The 17,320-nt window shown below is 38.5% G+C and carries 18 protein-coding genes and 1 riboswitch; of the genes, 11 read left to right on the top strand and 7 right to left on the bottom strand.

The features are described from left to right. Positions 1-31: 31 nt before the first annotated feature. Both ACFX4W_RS07570 and ACFX4W_RS07565 read right to left on the bottom strand, forming a co-directional pair. On the bottom strand, positions 32-1,786 hold the full coding sequence (locus ACFX4W_RS07570) for a sensor histidine kinase (RefSeq protein WP_043975764.1): 1,755 nt from the start codon (positions 1,784-1,786) through the stop codon (positions 32-34). After that, positions 1,783-2,508, bottom strand: coding sequence for a response regulator transcription factor (locus ACFX4W_RS07565; RefSeq protein WP_043975761.1), 726 nt, complete (start codon positions 2,506-2,508; stop codon positions 1,783-1,785). The genes ACFX4W_RS07570 and ACFX4W_RS07565 overlap by 4 nt, the downstream gene beginning before the upstream one ends. A gap of 170 nt (positions 2,509-2,678) precedes the next feature. On the opposite strand from ACFX4W_RS07565, the gene ACFX4W_RS07560 reads away from it, so the two are divergent. The 7 genes from ACFX4W_RS07560 to ACFX4W_RS07530 all read left to right on the top strand — a co-directional run bounded on the left by ACFX4W_RS07560 (position 2,679) and on the right by ACFX4W_RS07530 (position 9,470). After that, the gene (locus ACFX4W_RS07560; protein ID WP_043975760.1) at positions 2,679-3,893 is read left to right on the top strand and encodes a DUF418 domain-containing protein; all 1,215 of its coding nucleotides are present in this window, start codon (positions 2,679-2,681) and stop codon (positions 3,891-3,893) included. Between the two features lie 35 nt (positions 3,894-3,928). Beyond that, positions 3,929-4,612: an ABC transporter permease gene (locus tag ACFX4W_RS07555; RefSeq protein ID WP_043975758.1), complete on the top strand. Its 684-nt coding sequence runs from the start codon at positions 3,929-3,931 to the stop codon at positions 4,610-4,612. A gap of 1 nt (position 4,613) precedes the next feature. After that, entirely contained in the window at positions 4,614-5,546 is a 933-nt protein-coding gene (locus ACFX4W_RS07550; RefSeq protein ID WP_280558983.1) for an ABC transporter ATP-binding protein, read from the top strand. Between the two features lie 146 nt (positions 5,547-5,692). Continuing rightward, positions 5,693-6,286, top strand: a complete 594-nt coding sequence (locus tag ACFX4W_RS07545; RefSeq protein WP_043975754.1) for an undecaprenyl-diphosphatase — start codon at positions 5,693-5,695, stop codon at positions 6,284-6,286. A gap of 152 nt (positions 6,287-6,438) precedes the next feature. After that, positions 6,439-6,858, top strand: coding sequence for an organic hydroperoxide resistance protein (locus tag ACFX4W_RS07540; RefSeq protein ID WP_165575634.1), 420 nt, complete (start codon positions 6,439-6,441; stop codon positions 6,856-6,858). A 105-nt stretch (positions 6,859-6,963) separates the two neighbouring features. Next, a riboswitch (cobalamin riboswitch) is annotated at positions 6,964-7,146 on the top strand. A 133-nt stretch (positions 7,147-7,279) separates the two neighbouring features. Beyond that, positions 7,280-8,077 carry a HoxN/HupN/NixA family nickel/cobalt transporter gene (locus tag ACFX4W_RS07535; RefSeq protein WP_043975750.1) on the top strand — a complete coding sequence of 266 codons (798 nt, stop codon included), beginning with the start codon at positions 7,280-7,282 and terminating at the stop codon, positions 8,075-8,077. 229 nt (positions 8,078-8,306) lie between these two features. After that, positions 8,307-9,470 carry a M20 family metallopeptidase gene (locus tag ACFX4W_RS07530; RefSeq protein WP_043975748.1) on the top strand — a complete coding sequence of 388 codons (1,164 nt, stop codon included), beginning with the start codon at positions 8,307-8,309 and terminating at the stop codon, positions 9,468-9,470. Positions 9,471-9,539: 69 nt separating this feature from the next. On the opposite strand, the gene ACFX4W_RS07525 is transcribed toward ACFX4W_RS07530, so the two are convergent. Continuing rightward, positions 9,540-9,962, bottom strand: a complete 423-nt coding sequence (locus tag ACFX4W_RS07525) for a DoxX family protein (RefSeq protein WP_016762814.1) — start codon at positions 9,960-9,962, stop codon at positions 9,540-9,542. 305 nt (positions 9,963-10,267) lie between these two features. Between ACFX4W_RS07525 and ACFX4W_RS07520 the strand changes: the two genes are divergently transcribed. Then, complete coding sequence (locus ACFX4W_RS07520; RefSeq protein ID WP_013055087.1) at positions 10,268-10,792, top strand: type 1 glutamine amidotransferase domain-containing protein; 525 nt, start codon at positions 10,268-10,270, stop codon at positions 10,790-10,792. Positions 10,793-10,838: 46 nt separating this feature from the next. On the opposite strand, the gene ACFX4W_RS07515 is transcribed toward ACFX4W_RS07520, so the two are convergent. Beyond that, positions 10,839-11,078, bottom strand: coding sequence for a hypothetical protein (locus tag ACFX4W_RS07515; RefSeq protein ID WP_230184681.1), 240 nt, complete (start codon positions 11,076-11,078; stop codon positions 10,839-10,841). A 346-nt stretch (positions 11,079-11,424) separates the two neighbouring features. On the opposite strand from ACFX4W_RS07515, the gene ACFX4W_RS07510 reads away from it, so the two are divergent. Beyond that, positions 11,425-11,913 carry a DinB family protein gene (locus ACFX4W_RS07510; RefSeq protein ID WP_013081487.1) on the top strand — a complete coding sequence of 163 codons (489 nt, stop codon included), beginning with the start codon at positions 11,425-11,427 and terminating at the stop codon, positions 11,911-11,913. A gap of 26 nt (positions 11,914-11,939) precedes the next feature. On the opposite strand, the gene ACFX4W_RS07505 is transcribed toward ACFX4W_RS07510, so the two are convergent. Beyond that, positions 11,940-12,692: a lipase family protein gene (locus tag ACFX4W_RS07505; protein ID WP_013081488.1), complete on the bottom strand. Its 753-nt coding sequence runs from the start codon at positions 12,690-12,692 to the stop codon at positions 11,940-11,942. Between the two features lie 254 nt (positions 12,693-12,946). Here ACFX4W_RS07505 and ACFX4W_RS07500 point away from each other — a divergent pair, with 254 nt between their 5' ends. Continuing rightward, entirely contained in the window at positions 12,947-14,401 is a 1,455-nt protein-coding gene (locus ACFX4W_RS07500) for an alanine/glycine:cation symporter family protein (RefSeq protein ID WP_043975744.1), read from the top strand. Between the two features lie 32 nt (positions 14,402-14,433). Here ACFX4W_RS07500 and ACFX4W_RS07495 read toward each other — a convergent pair whose 3' ends face one another. After that, complete coding sequence (locus ACFX4W_RS07495; RefSeq protein WP_043975742.1) at positions 14,434-15,489, bottom strand: aromatic acid exporter family protein; 1,056 nt, start codon at positions 15,487-15,489, stop codon at positions 14,434-14,436. 143 nt (positions 15,490-15,632) lie between these two features. Here ACFX4W_RS07495 and ACFX4W_RS07490 point away from each other — a divergent pair, with 143 nt between their 5' ends. After that, positions 15,633-16,799, top strand: coding sequence for a M20 family metallopeptidase (locus ACFX4W_RS07490; protein WP_043975740.1), 1,167 nt, complete (start codon positions 15,633-15,635; stop codon positions 16,797-16,799). Positions 16,800-16,853: 54 nt separating this feature from the next. Here the strand turns inward: ACFX4W_RS07490 and ACFX4W_RS07485 are convergent, their stop codons facing one another. After that, complete coding sequence (locus tag ACFX4W_RS07485) at positions 16,854-17,309, bottom strand: ferritin-like domain-containing protein (RefSeq protein ID WP_043975738.1); 456 nt, start codon at positions 17,307-17,309, stop codon at positions 16,854-16,856. Positions 17,310-17,320 lie beyond the last annotated feature (11 nt).

The raw sequence follows: 17,320 nt of genomic DNA, 5'->3' as shown, positions 1-17,320 counted from the left end.
GAGATTGGAGGTGTATAAAAACAGCCGGAGGTTAGTCCGGCTGCTGATCTGCTGAAAGAGGAAGGTGCAAGATAATGGCAGTGCCTTCGTGAAGAGTAGATCTTACTTCGATATGGCCTTTATGAAGTTCACAAATAGCTTTTGCGATGCTCATGCCAAGTCCAGCACCTTCTGTTTTTTCCGTTGTATTTGTGCCGCGGTAATAGCGGTCAAATAAATTTTTCTGCGTTTCTTCATCCATTCCAATTCCATCATCTTGAATCGTAATCAAGACGCGGTCACTTTTTATCGCGGTCGAAATTGTAATGGTAGTGTTCTTAGGGTTATGTTTAATAGCATTAAAAATTAAATTATCAAGCATTCGTTCAAACCAGCGCGGGTCAGCTTGAATAAAAGGTTGAAGATGAGCGGGCACATAAGAGAAGTGAACATTTTCAATGGTTCTATCGTTAACGAATTTTAAAACAATATGCTGAAGTAGTTGATGAACGTCTACTTTTTTTGTTTCTAAAACAACCACGTTATTTTTAAGCTTAAAGGCCAATGAAAAATCCTCTACAAGCTCCACCATGTATTCACTTTTATCACGGAGTGTTTGGCCAATTTCTTTTAACTCTTCTTCGTTCCAATTGTAATGGCCGCTTTCAAGCATATGCCCATATCCTTGAATCGTCGAAAGAGGTGTGCGCAAATCATGTGATATTCCCGTCATCCATTCTTCGCGAGTAGTTTCTAGCTGCTTTCGTTCTTTTTCAGCTAAGCTAAGCTGCTCCGCCATCTCATAAAAAGCGGTGATTACTTCTGAATACAGACGATATTGAAAGCGTACTTTTCCATTCTTCCGAAAGACGCGCTTCCGCTCTTTTTGTGTTAGCACTTCTGAATAGTTTCCGCTTCCCATGCGCCCAAGCCAGCTGGTGAAGAGAAGTAAGGGTCCGCCGTAGCGAAAAGCGTTCCAGATGGAGAAAGCGATGGTGGCTATAAGAACGGAAACAGCCACGATGATGGAGATCATCCAAGCTTTTCGAATAATAGATTCATCGGTTATACTGTGGTAATTATTAGGAGTGTAAAAAACCCATGAAATTTTCTTCTTTGGATCATGGAATACAGTAGCTGTTGAATCATATTTATCTTGTTCAATTTTTCGGGAAATAATTTCTAAAGGATCGTAACGTGTTTTTTCTTTAGACATTCTAATTGAAGCTAAGATATCACCTTTCTCATTTAAAATTTGAAGCGAAGCATCTTTTTCTTTTAACGCCTTTTTGATAAGAGGGATATCGCTTTTGGGAGGCACACTTTGTTTATTGTATTCAGCATACAAAGCATATAGCTGGTCTTTTAAATCACTTTTATAGCCCAAAATATAATAAGTAGGTGTAGTCAAAAAGGTATCAAGTTCTGTTACTACATTATAGCCTTTAAATTTTTTGGTTTTATCCATTTCTAATAACTCTGAAAGACCGTAGTGCTTAGGTAAGTCTTTTGGGGAGTTAATTTCTCCAATTACTTTTCCTTGTTTGTTCAGTACTTGGTACCATAGTCCTTCTTGTTTAAGTTGTTTTGCTAAATCATCTGAAACGGTTGCTTTTCCACCTTCAACTGTTGTATCCCCCGTTAACACGCTAAGTGATCCAGAGGGTAAGTCTCTTTTTATATCTTGCTTTGAAAGGTAATAAGCTAGAAACATTAAAGCGCAAAAAAGAACGCAGCAAACACATGCAATAATCGCAATAAACTGAAATGAAAAATGAAAGGTCAACCTTCTTTTAATGGATTTCATAGCGCTTTTCCGTTCACTAATTTATACCCAAGCCCTCGTACCGTAACTAAATGTTTTGGGTTGCTAGGATTATCTTCAATTCGTTCTCGAATTCTTCGAATATGCACGGTTACTGTATTATCGTCTACAAACTGATTATATCCCCAGACGGCTTCAAGAAGCTGTGATTTAGAAAGAACAATATTCATATTTTTACAAAAGTGAAGAAGCAATAAAAACACTTGTGCGGGGCAAGAAACCGTTTGACCGTCCACAATGAGTTCTCCTGCCGATTCATCTACAGTAAAACGATCAAACTCATAGCGATTTGACGATTGTGGTTCCGTTCTTATAGAAGTTCCTTCAGTCAGCGCTTGCTTTCTGCGCAGTCGTGCTTTAATTCGTGCCGCAATTTCTAAAGGATTAAACGGCTTAGTTACGTAGTCGTCTCCTCCCATGGCGAAACCCGTTAGTACGTCCAGGTCGGATACTTTGGCTGTTATGAATAAAATATACGCGTTTGAGAGCTCACGAATTTTAGGACAGATATCAAATCCGCTTTGATCGGGAAGCATTACGTCCAACAAAATAATATCAATTGTTTGATTATGTAAAACATCCAGCGCTTCTTGAGCGGTGTGAGCTTTATAAATTTGGTTGAATCCTTCTTTTTTTAATACTGTTTCCAGCATTTTGACGATGGCAATTTCATCATCAACTAGCAATATAGACGCATCTTCCAACGTAAATCACCTCTGTTTCATTTCATACGTATTCGATTTTAGCATAAGAACATTACGAAAAGATTAACAAAATTGGAAAATGTTAAGGAAAAGATAATCTCCTGGTTATTTTCTTGAAAACTTCATTTCATATACTAAATGCACAGACACATAGTAAAGGAGTTAAAAGGATGAGTAATGATTTTAGGCGGGTTAAAGTAATTGATAGTATGAGAGGATTCAGCTTGTTTGGTATTTTACTAGCGAATATGCTGATTTTTCAATATGGCATTTACGGAAAGGATATGATTCATCTCTTCTCGCTATCACCAAGTGATTCAGCAGCCTATGTCTTTTTAAAAGTCGCGGTAGAGGAAAGTTTTATGCCGATTTTCACCTTTTTATTTGGCTATTCAATGGTGAAGATGAAAGAAAGCTTAGAAAGAAGGAAGCTAGGGGTAAAAAGGCATTTCTTTCGCCGTTTTCTTCTACTTCTAGGGTTTGGCTTACTGCATGGAGTGTTTTTATGGGAAGGAGATATTCTTACATTTTACGGAATGATGGGAGTATTTTTACTACTTTTCTTTTTAAAGCGTAAAGCCAAAACACTTTTGGTGTGGGCATCGATTTTGCTGGTCCTTACAGGAGCATCCGGATACGGTTCATTAAACGATAATATGTATCTTCTTAGCGATAAACAAACGCTTACGACATATGTAAAAGATACGATTCATGTGTATGGAAGTGGAACTTATGAACAGATTAAAGACCACCGCAACAATGTTGATCCGATGAATATAGCAGGATATAAATTTGCTTTTGCCTTCTTGTTTACGCCATTTATAATGGGCGCTTTGTTTTTATTTGGTATGTATGCAGGAAAGAAAAAGTGGTTTTACGATGTTTCAGCTAATCAAAAACAGTATGGCCGTTGGGCAGCCGCGCTGATTCCGCTTGGCTTGCTGTTAAAAGGGACTATGTACGTATGGCCAGATGCGAATTGGGCTGGTTCTACACATATGTTAGGTGGAAGTCTTCTATCTCTTGGTTATATTGCAGGCTTTGCTTGGTTATATGCGAAATACGAGAAGTCATTTTTGATAAAGGCTTTTGAAAGTGTAGGCAGGATATCGCTTAGTAATTATTTAATGCAAACGGTCATATGCACGACGATTTTTTACGGTTACGGATTAGGTTATTTCGGAAAGCTCGGCATGATTGCAGGGATTTTTGTCTGCATAGGTATTTACGGAATTCAGCTTATCAGCAGCTATATGTACGTGCAAAAATTTCAAACTGGACCGGTGGAAAAGCTACTGCGTATATGGACAAATTTTTCTTGGAGTGGAAAGCCCAAAGAAAAAAAAGCCTTACCGGCGGAAGTAAATCATCCTTTTGTTGGATGATAGCAGTCAAATTTATTTAAAAGGAGATTTTAAAAATGTGGGCTATTAGTGTAAAAGAGTTTCAAAGCTTATTTAAAAGTATTAAATCAATTATCGTTATCTTAATCGTATGCGGTGCTTCCTATGGAATAGCCCATATAGTTAGTCAACTTGGAGGTCAACTGACGAGTGCACAGATTCAAGATGGAGCCAACGGGGGAATTTTGGTGATGCTTCTCGGGTTCGGACCTTTATTTATTTCAAGTCTTTCTCATAATGTTATTAATCAAGAAATTAAAACAAGAACAGCAAGGTTTTTAGTTACCAAAACATCAAGAGAGCGTATTGTACTAGGAAAATTCTTAGGTATTTGCTGTTTCTGGCTTGTTTGTATCTCTATTTCATTTCTACTGATTGTGTTTATTTCGCATCATTTTTCTTTTTATATATTTTTAGAGTGCCTGCTATTCACCGTTTGTATCATTTCATTTGTTTTAATGCTTTCAGCTTTAATGCCAAGCCCAACTCATACTATGTTTTTATCAATTATTTTATCGTTTGTTCTACCGGTACTGAGCGTGTGGAGCATATTTTCATCAAAAGCGTACATTGCATGGTTTAAGTATGTGACACCCTACTACTATTTAAAGCTGGAGAAAGGGTATCTAACAGTTCTTCTTATTTTTGCAGCACTTTGTTTATGTACGGCACTTTGGAGTTTTAAAAGGAGAGAAGTATAATATGTATGCTATTGAAACAAGTAAATTAACTAAAAAATATGGATCTAAAACAGTTGTTAACGGTATTAATTTACAGGTACCACAAGGGGGAATTTACGGATTTTTAGGAAGAAACGGAGCAGGAAAGTCTACATTTATTAATATGCTTACCGGCGTTTCATTTCCTTCAGCAGGAGAATTTACGCTGCTGGGACAGAGTGATATTGATTTAGAGCTTCAGAAGAAAATAGGTGTGCTTCCTGACTATGCTAACTTTTATGATGAGATGACAGCGCTCAATCATTTGCGCTATTTTTTAAAGATAAACGGCCATCGTTTTTCGAAAGAACACTGTAGTATTGTACTGAAGAAAGTAGGATTAGAAGGACATGAGCATCAGAAAGTTGGAAAGTTTTCATTTGGAATGAAAAAGAAGTTAGGAATTGCTCAAGCAATTGTAGCAGACCCAGATCTTATCTTTTTAGATGAACCAACTTCTGGAGTAGATGTTGAATCTGCTCTTCACATTCATGAACTAATAAGAGAACTCCAAAATCAAGGCAAGACAATTTTTATGACGTCTCATAATTTAAATGAAGTTGAGAAGATTTGTACACGTGTAGCGATTATGAAAAATGGGGTCATTTTAATAGAAGGTACAATGGAAGAGCTGCGCTTTCAATATCAAGCGAAAAAAACGGTGATGATTAAACATGATCCCTACCCAAGCAGCCATAAAGAATATATTCAACAGTTTTTCCGTACGTTGAGTCCCGAAGTTGAATACCATCACATGTACACAAAAGTGATGCTTCAAAAAGAAAGAAATATTCCTCTTATTATTCGCGAATTGATTCAATGCGGCATCGACATTTATCAAGTTCACGTCGAAGAACCTTCTTTAGAGGAAATCTTTTTGCAAAAAAATATTGTGGATCACTCACAGGTGAGTTAATGGGCGAAAGTCCGTTGGTTTACTACTCAGTCTGAATACATTATTTATAAATACCAGTTAGGAAGCTTCTGACAAAAACATGTTCATTTTCTCAAGAAACTGATAAGATAGCTAATGACATTTAAAAATAAGAAAGGATTTCGATTATGTTATCAGCTATTAATTCAGTAGATTATACCATCTTCCACGCGGTGAATCAGTATGCCTCACACGTAAAGCCTCTAGATTCGCTGATGGTATTCTTTGCAGATTATGCCCAGTATGTACTTATCGTTTTACTCGGCTTGTTTTTACTTATTAATAAAAACGGCAGCCGTGTTGTAGCATTTCAAGCTTTGTGTGCTTGTGCCACAGGAGTCATTATCAATAAAGTGATTAGTTTATTTGCTTATCGAGATCGTCCGTTTATCTCTCACCACGTGAATCAGCTTGTTGATCACGCCGCAAATTCTTCATTTCCAAGCGATCATGCTACATCTGCATTAGTTATCACTTTTACCATTTGGCTGCATTTCAAACGTTCAGGACGCATGTGGGTTGTCATGGGCGTACTCATTGCCTTTTCACGCGTATGGGTTGGCGTTCATTATCCATTCGATGTGTTAACAGGAGCCGTTTTAGGCTGCGTGCTGGCGCTGTTTATTCATTATGTTATTTTTAATACGAAACTGATGAGGTCCATTACCAACTTGTCTATTTTTCGAAAATCAGCTTATGACGAACAGTCTCAATATTATTAAGAAAAAGTCGCAAATACGCGGCTTTTTTTATTGGGAAATTTTTAACGTATTTAATACTTGTTTTTTAAAATTAAATTGTGTACAATTAAATCATAGAAACGATAAATAAAAAACTTTTAATAAAATTAATGAAAAAGAGGAGAGGTTTATACATGAAAGCTTTATATGAAACAACAGTCGTTAACACAGGTGGAAGAACAGGAGAAGTTCACTCTTTAGATAACATCTTTAACTTAGACGTTGCAACACCTCCAGCGCTTGGTGGAGAAGCAACAACAGCAACAAACCCAGAGCAGCTGTTTGCAGCTGGATACAGTGCTTGTTTCAACAGCGCGTTAGAATTTATGTTGAAAAAACATAACGTAGAAATCAAAAGCAGTGAAGTAAAAGCTACTGTTCAGCTGCTTCCTGATAAAGCTGATCAAGGAGTGAAAATTGAAGTAGCGCTTGAAGCACATATCGAAGGCTTAGATTTAGAAACAGCGAAAAAATATGTAGACCTAGCTCATTCATACTGCCCGTATTCAAAAGCAATCAGCGGCAACGTAGACGTAACGATAGAAGTAGTTTAATTGCTCTAAAAAGCCCTGCTAAGCATGTAAAGCTTAGCAGGGCTTTTTTATTTGAATTTTCTCTATTCATTTGTAAGCGGTACTAGTATAATGAGGAAGAAAATGAATCATTCGCACAGTTTAGGTGCTCTTACATAGCGTAAGAGGTAACAGGGAATCGAGTGCAAATCTCGAGCGGTCCAGCCACTGTAAGCAGGGAGTTTTCTATCTTATCGTCACTCAAAATGGGGAAGGCGGTAGAAAATGATGATCTCAAGCCAGGAGACCTACCTATTCTGTACACTTGACTCTTCTAGGAAAGAGGCGGTGTATCAAGGTACGCAGTGAGCAATTGCTGTTTATTTTCATATGCCGACACGTCCTCAATTTCTATAGAATTGAGGCTTTTTTACGTTTTATTTTAAAAAAAGGAGTGTAGGAAATGGAAGGTTTATCAGTTTTTTTACTTGTCTTTTTATTAGGAATCAGGCACGGATTGGATGCAGATCACTTAGCTTTTATTGATGGCCAGACCCGATATAATTGGAGAATGGGCAGCCGTTTTGCCCCGTGGGTTGGAACGCTGTTTTCACTAGGTCATGGAGGAATGGTGGCCGTCACGGCCGGGGTGCTGGGCGTGGTGATGAAGAATTTTACGTTTCCTTCATATTTCGATCATTTTGCATCTTGGGTATCCATTATCTCTCTCTTTCTGATTGGAACATTAAACACATATCATTTGCTTCGAACTAAAAATAAAGAAGAAGAGTTTCAGCTGAGCGGATTAAAAGGGAAGTTTATTCCGAAAATCGCAAAAGGAACAACGAATCCTTTTTTAATTATTCTTGTAGGGGCATTGTTCGCTTTAGCAGCCGAAACGGTCAGTCAAACGGCCGTGTGGTCTCTAGCTGCAGGGAACGCAGGCAAGTATACGCCGCTTTTGTTGGGACTAGTGTTTATGTTTGGCATGATGCTTACAGATACAATCGATTCGATGATTGTACATAAAATGGTGAATGAATCGAGTAAATTTGGACAATCTGCTTCCCGCTTGATGGGCTGGGTTATTGTTGTCCTCGCGTATGGTGTGTCGTTCTATTTAGCATTCACTTTCTTTAACCCATGGGCCGAAGTAAACTTTGAAATGGTTGGCGTTATTCTGTTTATTTTTTTAGTGTCTATGTTTGTTTTTGTGAGTGTGAAGTCAAAAGGAAAAAATATTAAAATAAATGTCAATTAGTCAAACGAAAGCTTTAATCTGTTGAAGATTGAAGCTTTTTTGTATGAATTTGTTGAAGTTTATGGCTATTTTCGGTCGGTTATGAATAAGTTAAAGTATTATCTGTATTTAAAGGATGGAAAATTGTCTGAAAACCATTATAATTAAGGATAATTTAAGGTCGTTATGTGAAACGTAGAACATAGTTATACGTAAAATAAATAAAAGCATTTAATGCAAGCAGCAGGGGTTGTTTGGAGGAGGAATTGATTTGAGTCAGGTAATGGTAGAACAAAGCGTGTTTAGTTATTTAAAAGAACACGAACAAGATATGCTTGAAGATTTAATTGGATTTGTGAAAAAAGAATCACCGTCCTACAGTAAAGAGTTAGTAGATCAGTGTGGAATGTATTTAACGCAGCTGTTTCAAAAGCGGTTAGGGGTAGGGTACGAAATCATAGAAGAAAAAGAAGTAGGAAACCACTTGAAATTTACGATTGGAGAAGGAGAAAAGCAGCTTTTAATTATCGGTCATTTTGACACGGTATGGGAAAAGGGAAGGCTGAGTCTAAGAACGGAGGGAAACAAGCTGTATGGTCCGGGAATTTTAGACATGAAAGGCGGCATTGTACAATCTATATGGGCGATTAAAGCGATTCAAGAGCTTGGCTTATCGCTCGATAAAAAAATTGTGTTTTTCTGTAATTCGGATGAAGAGATTGGGTCAATTTCTTCTAAAAAATACATTGAAGAAGAAGCACAAAGAAGTGAAGCAGTGCTAGTAGCGGAACCAGCGGTGGCGGGTTCAGGTGCGTTAAAAACGTCGCGCAAAGGAGCGGGGATTTTCACCGTAAAAGTATGGGGACGAGCAGCACACGCGGGTAATCACCACAAAGAAGGAATCAATGCGATTGAAGAGCTGGCGCGCCAAGTGATTTTCTTGCAGGGCTTAACAGATTATGAAAAAGGTACAACGGTGAACGTTGGGACATTTACGGGAGGCAGCGGTACAAATGTAGTGCCGGAATATGCAGAAGCGCACGTGGATTTACGTGTTTCTACAGAAGAAGAAGCAAAACGCATGACGGATATTATTTTGAATTTAACACCCATTTTAAAAGGGATTAAGCTCGAAGTAACGGGAGGCATGAATCGTCCTCCGATGGTCAAGTCTAAACAAACGGAAGAGCTATTTGAATGCGCTCAGTCAATCGCGGCGAAACTGGGTATGAAATTGGAAGAAGCAGCTGTGGGCGGCGGAAGTGATGGCAATTTTACAGCGGCCATTGGTGTTCCCACGCTGGATGGATTAGGAGCATGCGGAAAAGGAATACATGCAGAATATGAACATATTCAAATTGATACGTTGTCCGAGCGTTCTTCTTTATTTGCGAATTTGCTGCTGCAAATATAAAAAAAGCCCGCCTTAAACGGCGGGGACTAATCTTAAAGCTTATATTGGGAGAGTATAAGCTTTCTTTTTTTATTTACTGCTTTCTTCTTGAAGAGAAAAGGCAGTTTCTTTCTTTTTGAATACCACTGCATCAAGAGCAAGGAACTGGCTTCCTGCAAGAAATAAGTGAGCAGACATGGCAATTAAGGCAATATCAAATTCAAACCCGCCAACAAATCCGCTTTTAAGCTTGGCTGTAAAAATGGCGCCAAGCATAACTGCCACAAATAAAGCAGATACGACTCTTGTTGCTAGGCCAAGAATAATAAGAATCCCACCTACAAGTTCAATGGTTGCAACAATATATGCCATGAAACCAGGGATTCCTAAGCTATCGAAGAACCCTACTGTATTTTCAATCCCGCCTTGCCATTTTTGAAAGCCGTGTACTAAAAATGTAAAACCTAATACTAAACGAATAATAAGTGAACCAATTTCGACGTTTTTATTCACTTTACTTCCTCCTTTAAGTGTATTTGAAAAACACTACATTATGTAGTGTGAAAGCCCGAAAAAAGAAATGTAGCAATTAAATCAGAAAGTCTTTCTTATTTGGATAATTTTATAACATTATGAACATCACACTACACATTGTAGTGTGATGTTTGTCCTCAGTCAAGAGGAAATATAAAATTAGACCATTTGGCATACAAAAATTTTCTGAAGAGCACTTGAAAAATCCTTTAATTATGTACAAGTTAGTCCCTTATTTTCAATCTTATTCTCCAACATGCTATACTGATGGCGGAGGTGTTACGATGCGTTTAGAAAATAAAAGAGTTATTGCGCTTGTTAGTGCAGACTTTGAAGATCTAGAACTATGGTATCCAGTGATGCGTCTTCGAGAAGAAGGAGCAGAAGTACATTTAGTTGGAGAAAAAGCAAACGAAACGTACATGGGGAAATACGGTGTTCCAGCCGTATCGGACTACGCGTTTAAAGATGTTGATCCAGCTGAATATGATGCTATTTTAGTACCTGGGGGCTGGGCGCCGGATAAACTGCGCCGCTATCCTGAAGTAATTGAAATGGTTCGTCATATGGATGAACAGCAAAAGCCAATCGGCCAAATCTGCCATGCAGGATGGGTATTAATTTCTGCAAAAATCTTAGATGGCCGAAACGTAACAAGTACGCCAGGAATCAAAGATGATATGGAAAATGCGGGAGCTATTTGGCATGATGAAGCAGTCGTAATCGACGGCCACATTATTTCAAGCCGCCGTCCGCCAGACCTTCCTCCTTATGCAAAAGCATTTGCTGATGTACTAGCAGAGCAATAAGAAAAAAGCCGAAACCACATTGGTTTCGGCTTTTTTATAAGATCTGTTAAAAAAAGAAATGATAAAGTAAATAAAAAGTATCATTAAAAAAGCGAGCAGATGCATCTGCTCGCTTTTGTTCGTGTTTCTTATCAGTAACTTGCTTTTGCAAGTGTAAAAACAAAATGATTACTTTCTTTATAAAATCCATGATTACGGTTTTTGTATGTTTCGTTGTTGTTAGGGCACAATTAGCATTGATTGTGCTTGCATGGATTTCATCCATTGCCGCGGTTTGTTTTTCCACATGATCGATTAACCTAAACGACGCAAGCCCTACCTCTCTTGCATCCTTACGGCTCCGAAGCCGATCCAGTGTGAATAAGTTTTGTTCAAAGACATGTGTCGAATGCCAGTATTTTTACCTTGCATTGTACGATACATCCTTTCAAGTTACTTTCACTATGTCCAGCTCTTAAAGAAAAGCCAGAAATCTAAATATAACACCTCAGTTGATCTATGTCAAATAGAAAATGTGATTTTTTCACGTGAAACAATTGCAGCTAAAACATGGTTAAATAAAGGGATATCTTTTTTATATGGAAGAGTTTTTTGATACGATAAGTTAGAGGAATCCTAGAGGAGGATGAAAAATGAATAAAAATGAACAGTTTCGAAATGATGTATTGAGAAGTGTAGAATCATTAACATATGAACAATTAAATCAACAGCCAGCATCTAATACATGGAGCGTTATGCAAGTATTAGAACATTTATATTTGATGGAGCGCATGATTGTTTCACGTGTAAAGGATCAGTTAGAAAACGGTGTGGATCAGCCAACTGAAGATAAGCCGTTTCATTTAGCGGTAGACCGTTCGCGAAAAGTAGATGCACCGGCTCAAGTTACGCCTTCTAATGAAAAGCAGACATTAGAAGAGATGAAGAGTAAGCTGGCAGAATCAAGAGCGGCTTTAATAGAGCTAGAAGAAACAGCAAGTGAAGACAAGCTAAAGCAAAAATCATTTCCACACCCTGTGTTTGGGTTAATGGATTTAAAGCAGTGGATTGATTTTATTGGCTATCATGAAAAGCGTCATCAAGAACAAATAGAAGAAATCAAAACAGCAATTGGTGCATAAAAAAAACAGGCAGTCCGCCTGTTTTTTTATTTTTGGACCAAAATAGGATAGTCCGACATCATCCAAATACCAACACTGTATGTTTGGGGATTATGATTCCCTACGGTAGAGCCTGTTTGAATCGTAAACGAGAGTTGCAGAGGATCTTGATCGTAATAAATCGTTTGCTTGGTGGAAGGGGAATAAAGGCGCTTCGGAGGGATTTTAGGAACCGTATCCGTCGTGTTAACAAAACAGCGGCTATTTGAAACAAGATTTGTGTATGTTTGAACGAATTGAGGATCACCTACTCGAGGAGCTCCGTAGTTGTACATTGTAACTTCCGGAAAAGATGCGTTTGTGGCGACATCTAAGGCATGAAGAGCAGCGAGTGCACCACCTAGGCTATGCCCCGTTATATAAAGTGGCTTGGGGGTAAGGGACTGATATGTTTCAAAAATTTCATCACGGCATGATTCGTAAACGGCTAAAAAACCTTCGTGAACGAGACCAGCTTGTTGATTGTATGGATAAGGGCGCTGCCTAATGCGAGCATCAGCAATCCAGTCTGCCTCAGATTGAGTTCCTCGAAAGGCAATTACGATAGAGTCATCAGATTCTAAAATAAAACCAAACCATTCTTGCACCCCTACGGCAGAAGCTTTAAACGATTTAATAAGCCGGTAGCCTTCAGGTACATCAAATGTGCCTCCCTGTGCGTATTGCTTATAAGCTAAGACGCACGCATAAAGAAGGTCTAGAGCTAAAGGACGATAAAATAAAGGCTCTATTCTCATCATTGTTTTTCACACCTTCTAATAGAAAATAACTCCTATAGCCTATGTGTTCCTGAGAAGAAAGGTGCAGATACCCTTCTTTTGAAAGCAATAATTACGGAATGTAAACGGTTTATTGTTGGATGTTTTTGAGGATTTTACAAGTTTTTTTGTATATTTTAACTAAAAATTAGTTTTAATTTAGAGTTTTATTGTTAAAATTTATAATTTAACTTATAATTTAAAATAGTCTGAATGTAAAATAAGGGGGTTATCGTTTGGAGCAATTTGTAACGAGTTTGAATAATGTGCTGTGGAGCACGCCTGTTATTTATGGGTGTCTTGCGATTGGCCTGTTTTTCTCAATTTTAACGAGGTTTTTGCAGGTGAGACACTTAAAAGACATGATTATGCTGATGTTTCAAGGTAAAAGTTCAGAAGCAGGAGTTTCTTCCTTCCAAGCCCTGTCTCTAGCGCTGTCGGGACGAGTCGGAACAGGAAACATTGCTGGAGTTGCGACAGCTATCGCGTTTGGAGGTCCAGGGGCTGTATTTTGGATGTGGACAGTTGCTTTTATTGGTGCTTCTAGTGCATTCATCGAATCAACACTTGCTCAAATTTATAAAGTTAAACAAGATGGCCAATATCGAGGTGGTCCAGCGTACTACATTGAAAAAGGAACGGGTATGAAATGGTATGGCATTTTATTTGCTATTGCAGCACTTGTTGCGATGAGTATCTTAATGCCGGGCGTTCAGTCTAACTCCATCGCGCTTGGAATCGACAACGCATTTGGCGTTAGTCCAACGGTTACAGCAGTGGGATTAGTTATTATTCTTGCTTTTATTATCTTTGGAGGCGTTAAGCGTATTGCAGGAGTGGCCCAATTCGTTGTACCTTTTATGGCACTTGGGTATATTATTTTAGCTCTTATTATTATTGCCATGAACATTTCCGAGTTGCCGGGAGTTATCGCTCTTATTTTTAAAAGTGCTTTTGCATTAGATTCTGCTTTTGGAGGAATTGTTGGTTTAGCTGTTTCTTGGGGAGTTAAGCGAGGCATCTATTCAAACGAAGCAGGACAAGGTACAGGACCTCACGCAGCAGCTGCAGCAGAAGTTTCACATCCGGCGAAACAAGGTCTTGTACAAGCTTTTTCGGTTTATATTGATACACTGTTCGTTTGTTCAGCAACAGCGTTTATGATTTTATTCACAGGCATGTACAACACAGAAGGACCAGGCGGTTCATTTATTATTTCAAATTTACCGGGTGTAGAAGCAGGACCTGGATTTACACAAGCTGCTATTGAAACAGTGTTGCCGGGGTTCGGAGCTGGGTTCGTGGCAGTTGCTCTATTTTTCTTCGCGTTTACAACGATTATGGCTTATTATTACATTGCTGAAACAAATATTGCTTATCTAACTCGCGGAAAGAACGGAAAGTGGGCTATGTTTGCATTAAAGCTTGTCCTTCTAGGAGCTACGTTCTACGGGTCAGTTAAACAAGCATCACTAGCTTGGGCGTTAGGTGATGCGGGACTTGGTATCATGGTATGGCTAAATTTAATTGCTATCTTAATTTTAGCTAAGCCTGCGTTAGTTGCATTAAAAGACTATGAAGCTCAGAAAAAACAAGGGGTAGACCCTGTGTTTGATCCCGTTAAACTAGGAATTAAAAATGCAGACTACTGGGAGAAAGAATATAAGAAAGATGAGTCACAAGTTTCGTAAACAAGAAAATCCTCACATATGTGAGGATTTTTTTATGAAGAAAGCGAGACAGAGGAGTTATTTAAGTTATATCGATCCTTCAAACAATGAATACGGTGTAGTTCTTCAAGCAGATGGTGAATTGCAAGCAGTTCGTAAAGCATTGTTGTTTCCGTTGAAAAAGGGTGATCCTCTCTGTTTTCTTCCTGCTTATGTGCCCAAAACCTTTGTTTTAAAGTCAAAACAAGCGTTTGATGATGCAAAGAGCTTTTATATTGTTCATTTTGTAAGACGTTATGAAAGGAAATGAATGTATCCCATATTACTTGATGTCTTGCACTTTGCAGCTGATGAGCAGGCAAGTAAATTAAATTACCAATATGGTAGACAAGCTGCCTCATAAGAGAAAGTTTCTTATATTCATAGTGGAATTTTCTCATAGCTGTACGAGTGAAATGATGAAACTTCCATTCTTTTCGCTGATACTCACAAAGCGTCTCAATTTTTTCAATTTCAGCGGAAAGCTGCTGAAATTGAAGCTTTGTTTGTTTATGACAAGCATGTACTTGGGAAAGTTCGCTTCCTCTTTGCTGTAAAACGCTGCTCATTTGTTTTGAGAGATTTTGAATTTCCCTCGTAATAATCGGTGTATAATTAGGAGGAAGAACGATGATATTCACAAGTGAAGAAGTAAGCAGCCCAATACTGGTGGTCGCTAAACGAATTAAAAACGAGATGAAATAATGATCGTGCACAATCGTCAGCATAGCCACTCCTGTTAGCGTGGCAACGAGTGTTCCTGCATGCAAACGCAATTTAGAACAGGATATAATAGTAGAAACAGCAACAAGCATATAGGTAAGCGGCGTCACTCCTAATAGAAATGTGTAAAGCATGGCAAAAGCAGCTCCGATTGCTGAAGCAGGAAAGCGGATGAACGCTTTTTTAATAGAATCGGCAGCTGTTGGTTCAATCGTAACAATAGCTGTAATAACAGCGAGCATATATGGCCAGCCGATAGACTGGCAAATGAGTGCAGTCAAAAAAACGGCAATGCCTGTTTTAATAATACGACCGCCTAAAAAATTGAATTTTTTTACGTAAATCATTATGCATACCTTCTTTAAAACAGTTAGTAGTTTAATTATAAGGCATATTAAAGTGATAGGAAAACATGTCTTAAAAACTAGCTTTTAAAAAACGAATAAATATACTATAATTTGTTTAAATATTTAAAAGAGGAGTACGACTAATGAAACAATTAATAAATGAAGCAATTAATAACTTACAGGATACATTTTATGATATAAGCAAATATATTGGGCAAAACCCTGAGCTTGGCCACGAAGAATTCAAAGCGTGCAAAGCATTAACGGATGTTTTAAAAGAACAAGGGTTCACAGTTGAAATTGGTACATGTGACTTGCCAACGGCTTTTACTGCTGTTTATGACAGTCAAAAGCCAGGTCCGTCGATTGGGTTTATGGCTGAGTACGATGCTTTGCCGGATCTCGGACATGCATGCGGCCATAACTTAATTGGAACCATGTCGATTGCAGCTGGTATTGGTCTTAGTAAAGCAGTTGCAGAAACAGGCGGTAAAGTATACGTATATGGAACGCCTGCAGAGGAAACACGAGGCGGCAAAGTAACGATGGCCAAGCAAGGCATTTTTAATCATTTAGACGTAGCTATGATGGTACATCCTTATTACTGTCACCAAAAAAGCGGACGTTCTCTTGCAATGGATGCCATTCAGTTTGAGTTCTTCGGAAAATCCGCGCACGCAGCTGCTGCTCCTCATGAAGGAATCAACGCGTTAGACGGCGTATTACAAACGTTCAACAGCATTAATGCGCTTCGCCAGCATGTGAAGCCGGATGTACGCATTCATGGAGTGATTACAGAGGGAGGCAAGGCGGCCAACGTTGTACCGGATTATGCAGTAGCACAATTTTATGTCCGCGCTTCAACCCGTGCATATGTAGATGAAGTGACAGAGAAGGTGAAGGCATGTGCCAACGGCGCTGCTCTAGCCACGGGAACAAAATTAAAAATCTCAAACTATGAGTTTTCTTATGATGATATGCAAACGAATCAAACATTATCCGATGTCTATACAAATAATCTCATCTCATTAGGCGTGAGCGAACAAAGCATTACGGAAGACCAAGGCGATCATGGATCTTTAGATATGGGGAATGTAAGTCAGGTTGTTCCGGCTATTCATCCGTATATTCAAATTTGTGATGATTATTTTGTTTGTCATACGCACGAATTTAGAGAAGCAGCTTTAAGTGAGCAAGGAAGAGAAGCAATGATACTCGGGGCACAAACAATGGCATTAACAGGGTATGACGTATTAACAAATCAAACGCTGCTCCAAAAAATCAAAGAAGAATTTAATGCTACAAAGTAAGAGGTAATGATAAAACCATACCAAATAATACGCTTGCGACTGCAAGCGTATTATTTAGTATGAGAAGCGGGACTGAATGGTTCGGAAAATTTGACCGTGGCGCTGTTCATCGCTCGCAGCTCGAACAATGCGGCTTTGAATTCGAGCATTGGTGATTCTTCTAGCGATTGATTGATAAAATGGAACGGTTTCTACTTCATCTTTAGTGGATTCAGAGACCCCTTCTTGAAAAGTATTTGGCAGTTTTATGTTTAATGAAATTTGTGGGTAGCTGCCTGATAAATCATAATAGGCTTTAGAAAACCAGTCAAAGTGTTTAATTTCATCCTGCCGAATACCTAATATAGCTTGTTGAACCTGATTATTAGGAGCCAGTTCTGCTAAGCGTGTATAGTAGTGAATAGCGGAAAACTCGTCGTTTACAGCTTTGTTTATATCTCTTAGAAGCTGTTCGTCTAGCCTTGTATCATCTTCCCAATATTCTTCGTGCCGGGAGTAAAACTCATACATATGGATATACC

It is taken from the genome of Priestia sp. YIM B13489 (assembly GCF_042787645.1).
GTDB lineage: Bacteria > Bacillota > Bacilli > Bacillales > Bacillaceae_H > Priestia > Priestia megaterium.
Note: the sequence above shows the minus strand (reverse complement) of the source record. Positions and strands in the feature narration are given on the sequence as shown.

What these genes read in the sequence shown, in the direction of transcription:
- ACFX4W_RS07495 (WP_043975742.1), bottom strand. Translation starts at nt 15,489, where the DNA reads ATGATTTACGTAAAAAAATTCAATTTTTTAGGCGGTCGTATTATTAAA.
- ACFX4W_RS07540 (WP_165575634.1), top strand. Translation starts at nt 6,439, where the DNA reads ATGAAAGCTTTATATGAAACAACAGTCGTTAACACAGGTGGAAGAACA.
- ACFX4W_RS07520 (WP_013055087.1), top strand. Translation starts at nt 10,268, where the DNA reads ATGCGTTTAGAAAATAAAAGAGTTATTGCGCTTGTTAGTGCAGACTTT.
- ACFX4W_RS07485 (WP_043975738.1), bottom strand. Translation starts at nt 17,309, where the DNA reads ATGTATGAGTTTTACTCCCGGCACGAAGAATATTGGGAAGATGATACA.
- ACFX4W_RS07570 (WP_043975764.1), bottom strand. Translation starts at nt 1,786, where the DNA reads ATGAAATCCATTAAAAGAAGGTTGACCTTTCATTTTTCATTTCAGTTT.
- ACFX4W_RS07555 (WP_043975758.1), top strand. Translation starts at nt 3,929, where the DNA reads ATGTGGGCTATTAGTGTAAAAGAGTTTCAAAGCTTATTTAAAAGTATT.
- ACFX4W_RS07560 (WP_043975760.1), top strand. Translation starts at nt 2,679, where the DNA reads ATGAGTAATGATTTTAGGCGGGTTAAAGTAATTGATAGTATGAGAGGA.
- ACFX4W_RS07545 (WP_043975754.1), top strand. Translation starts at nt 5,693, where the DNA reads ATGTTATCAGCTATTAATTCAGTAGATTATACCATCTTCCACGCGGTG.
- ACFX4W_RS07505 (WP_013081488.1), bottom strand. Translation starts at nt 12,692, where the DNA reads ATGATGAGAATAGAGCCTTTATTTTATCGTCCTTTAGCTCTAGACCTT.
- ACFX4W_RS07490 (WP_043975740.1), top strand. Translation starts at nt 15,633, where the DNA reads ATGAAACAATTAATAAATGAAGCAATTAATAACTTACAGGATACATTT.
- ACFX4W_RS07510 (WP_013081487.1), top strand. Translation starts at nt 11,425, where the DNA reads ATGAATAAAAATGAACAGTTTCGAAATGATGTATTGAGAAGTGTAGAA.
- ACFX4W_RS07535 (WP_043975750.1), top strand. Translation starts at nt 7,280, where the DNA reads ATGGAAGGTTTATCAGTTTTTTTACTTGTCTTTTTATTAGGAATCAGG.
- ACFX4W_RS07550 (WP_280558983.1), top strand. Translation starts at nt 4,614, where the DNA reads ATGTATGCTATTGAAACAAGTAAATTAACTAAAAAATATGGATCTAAA.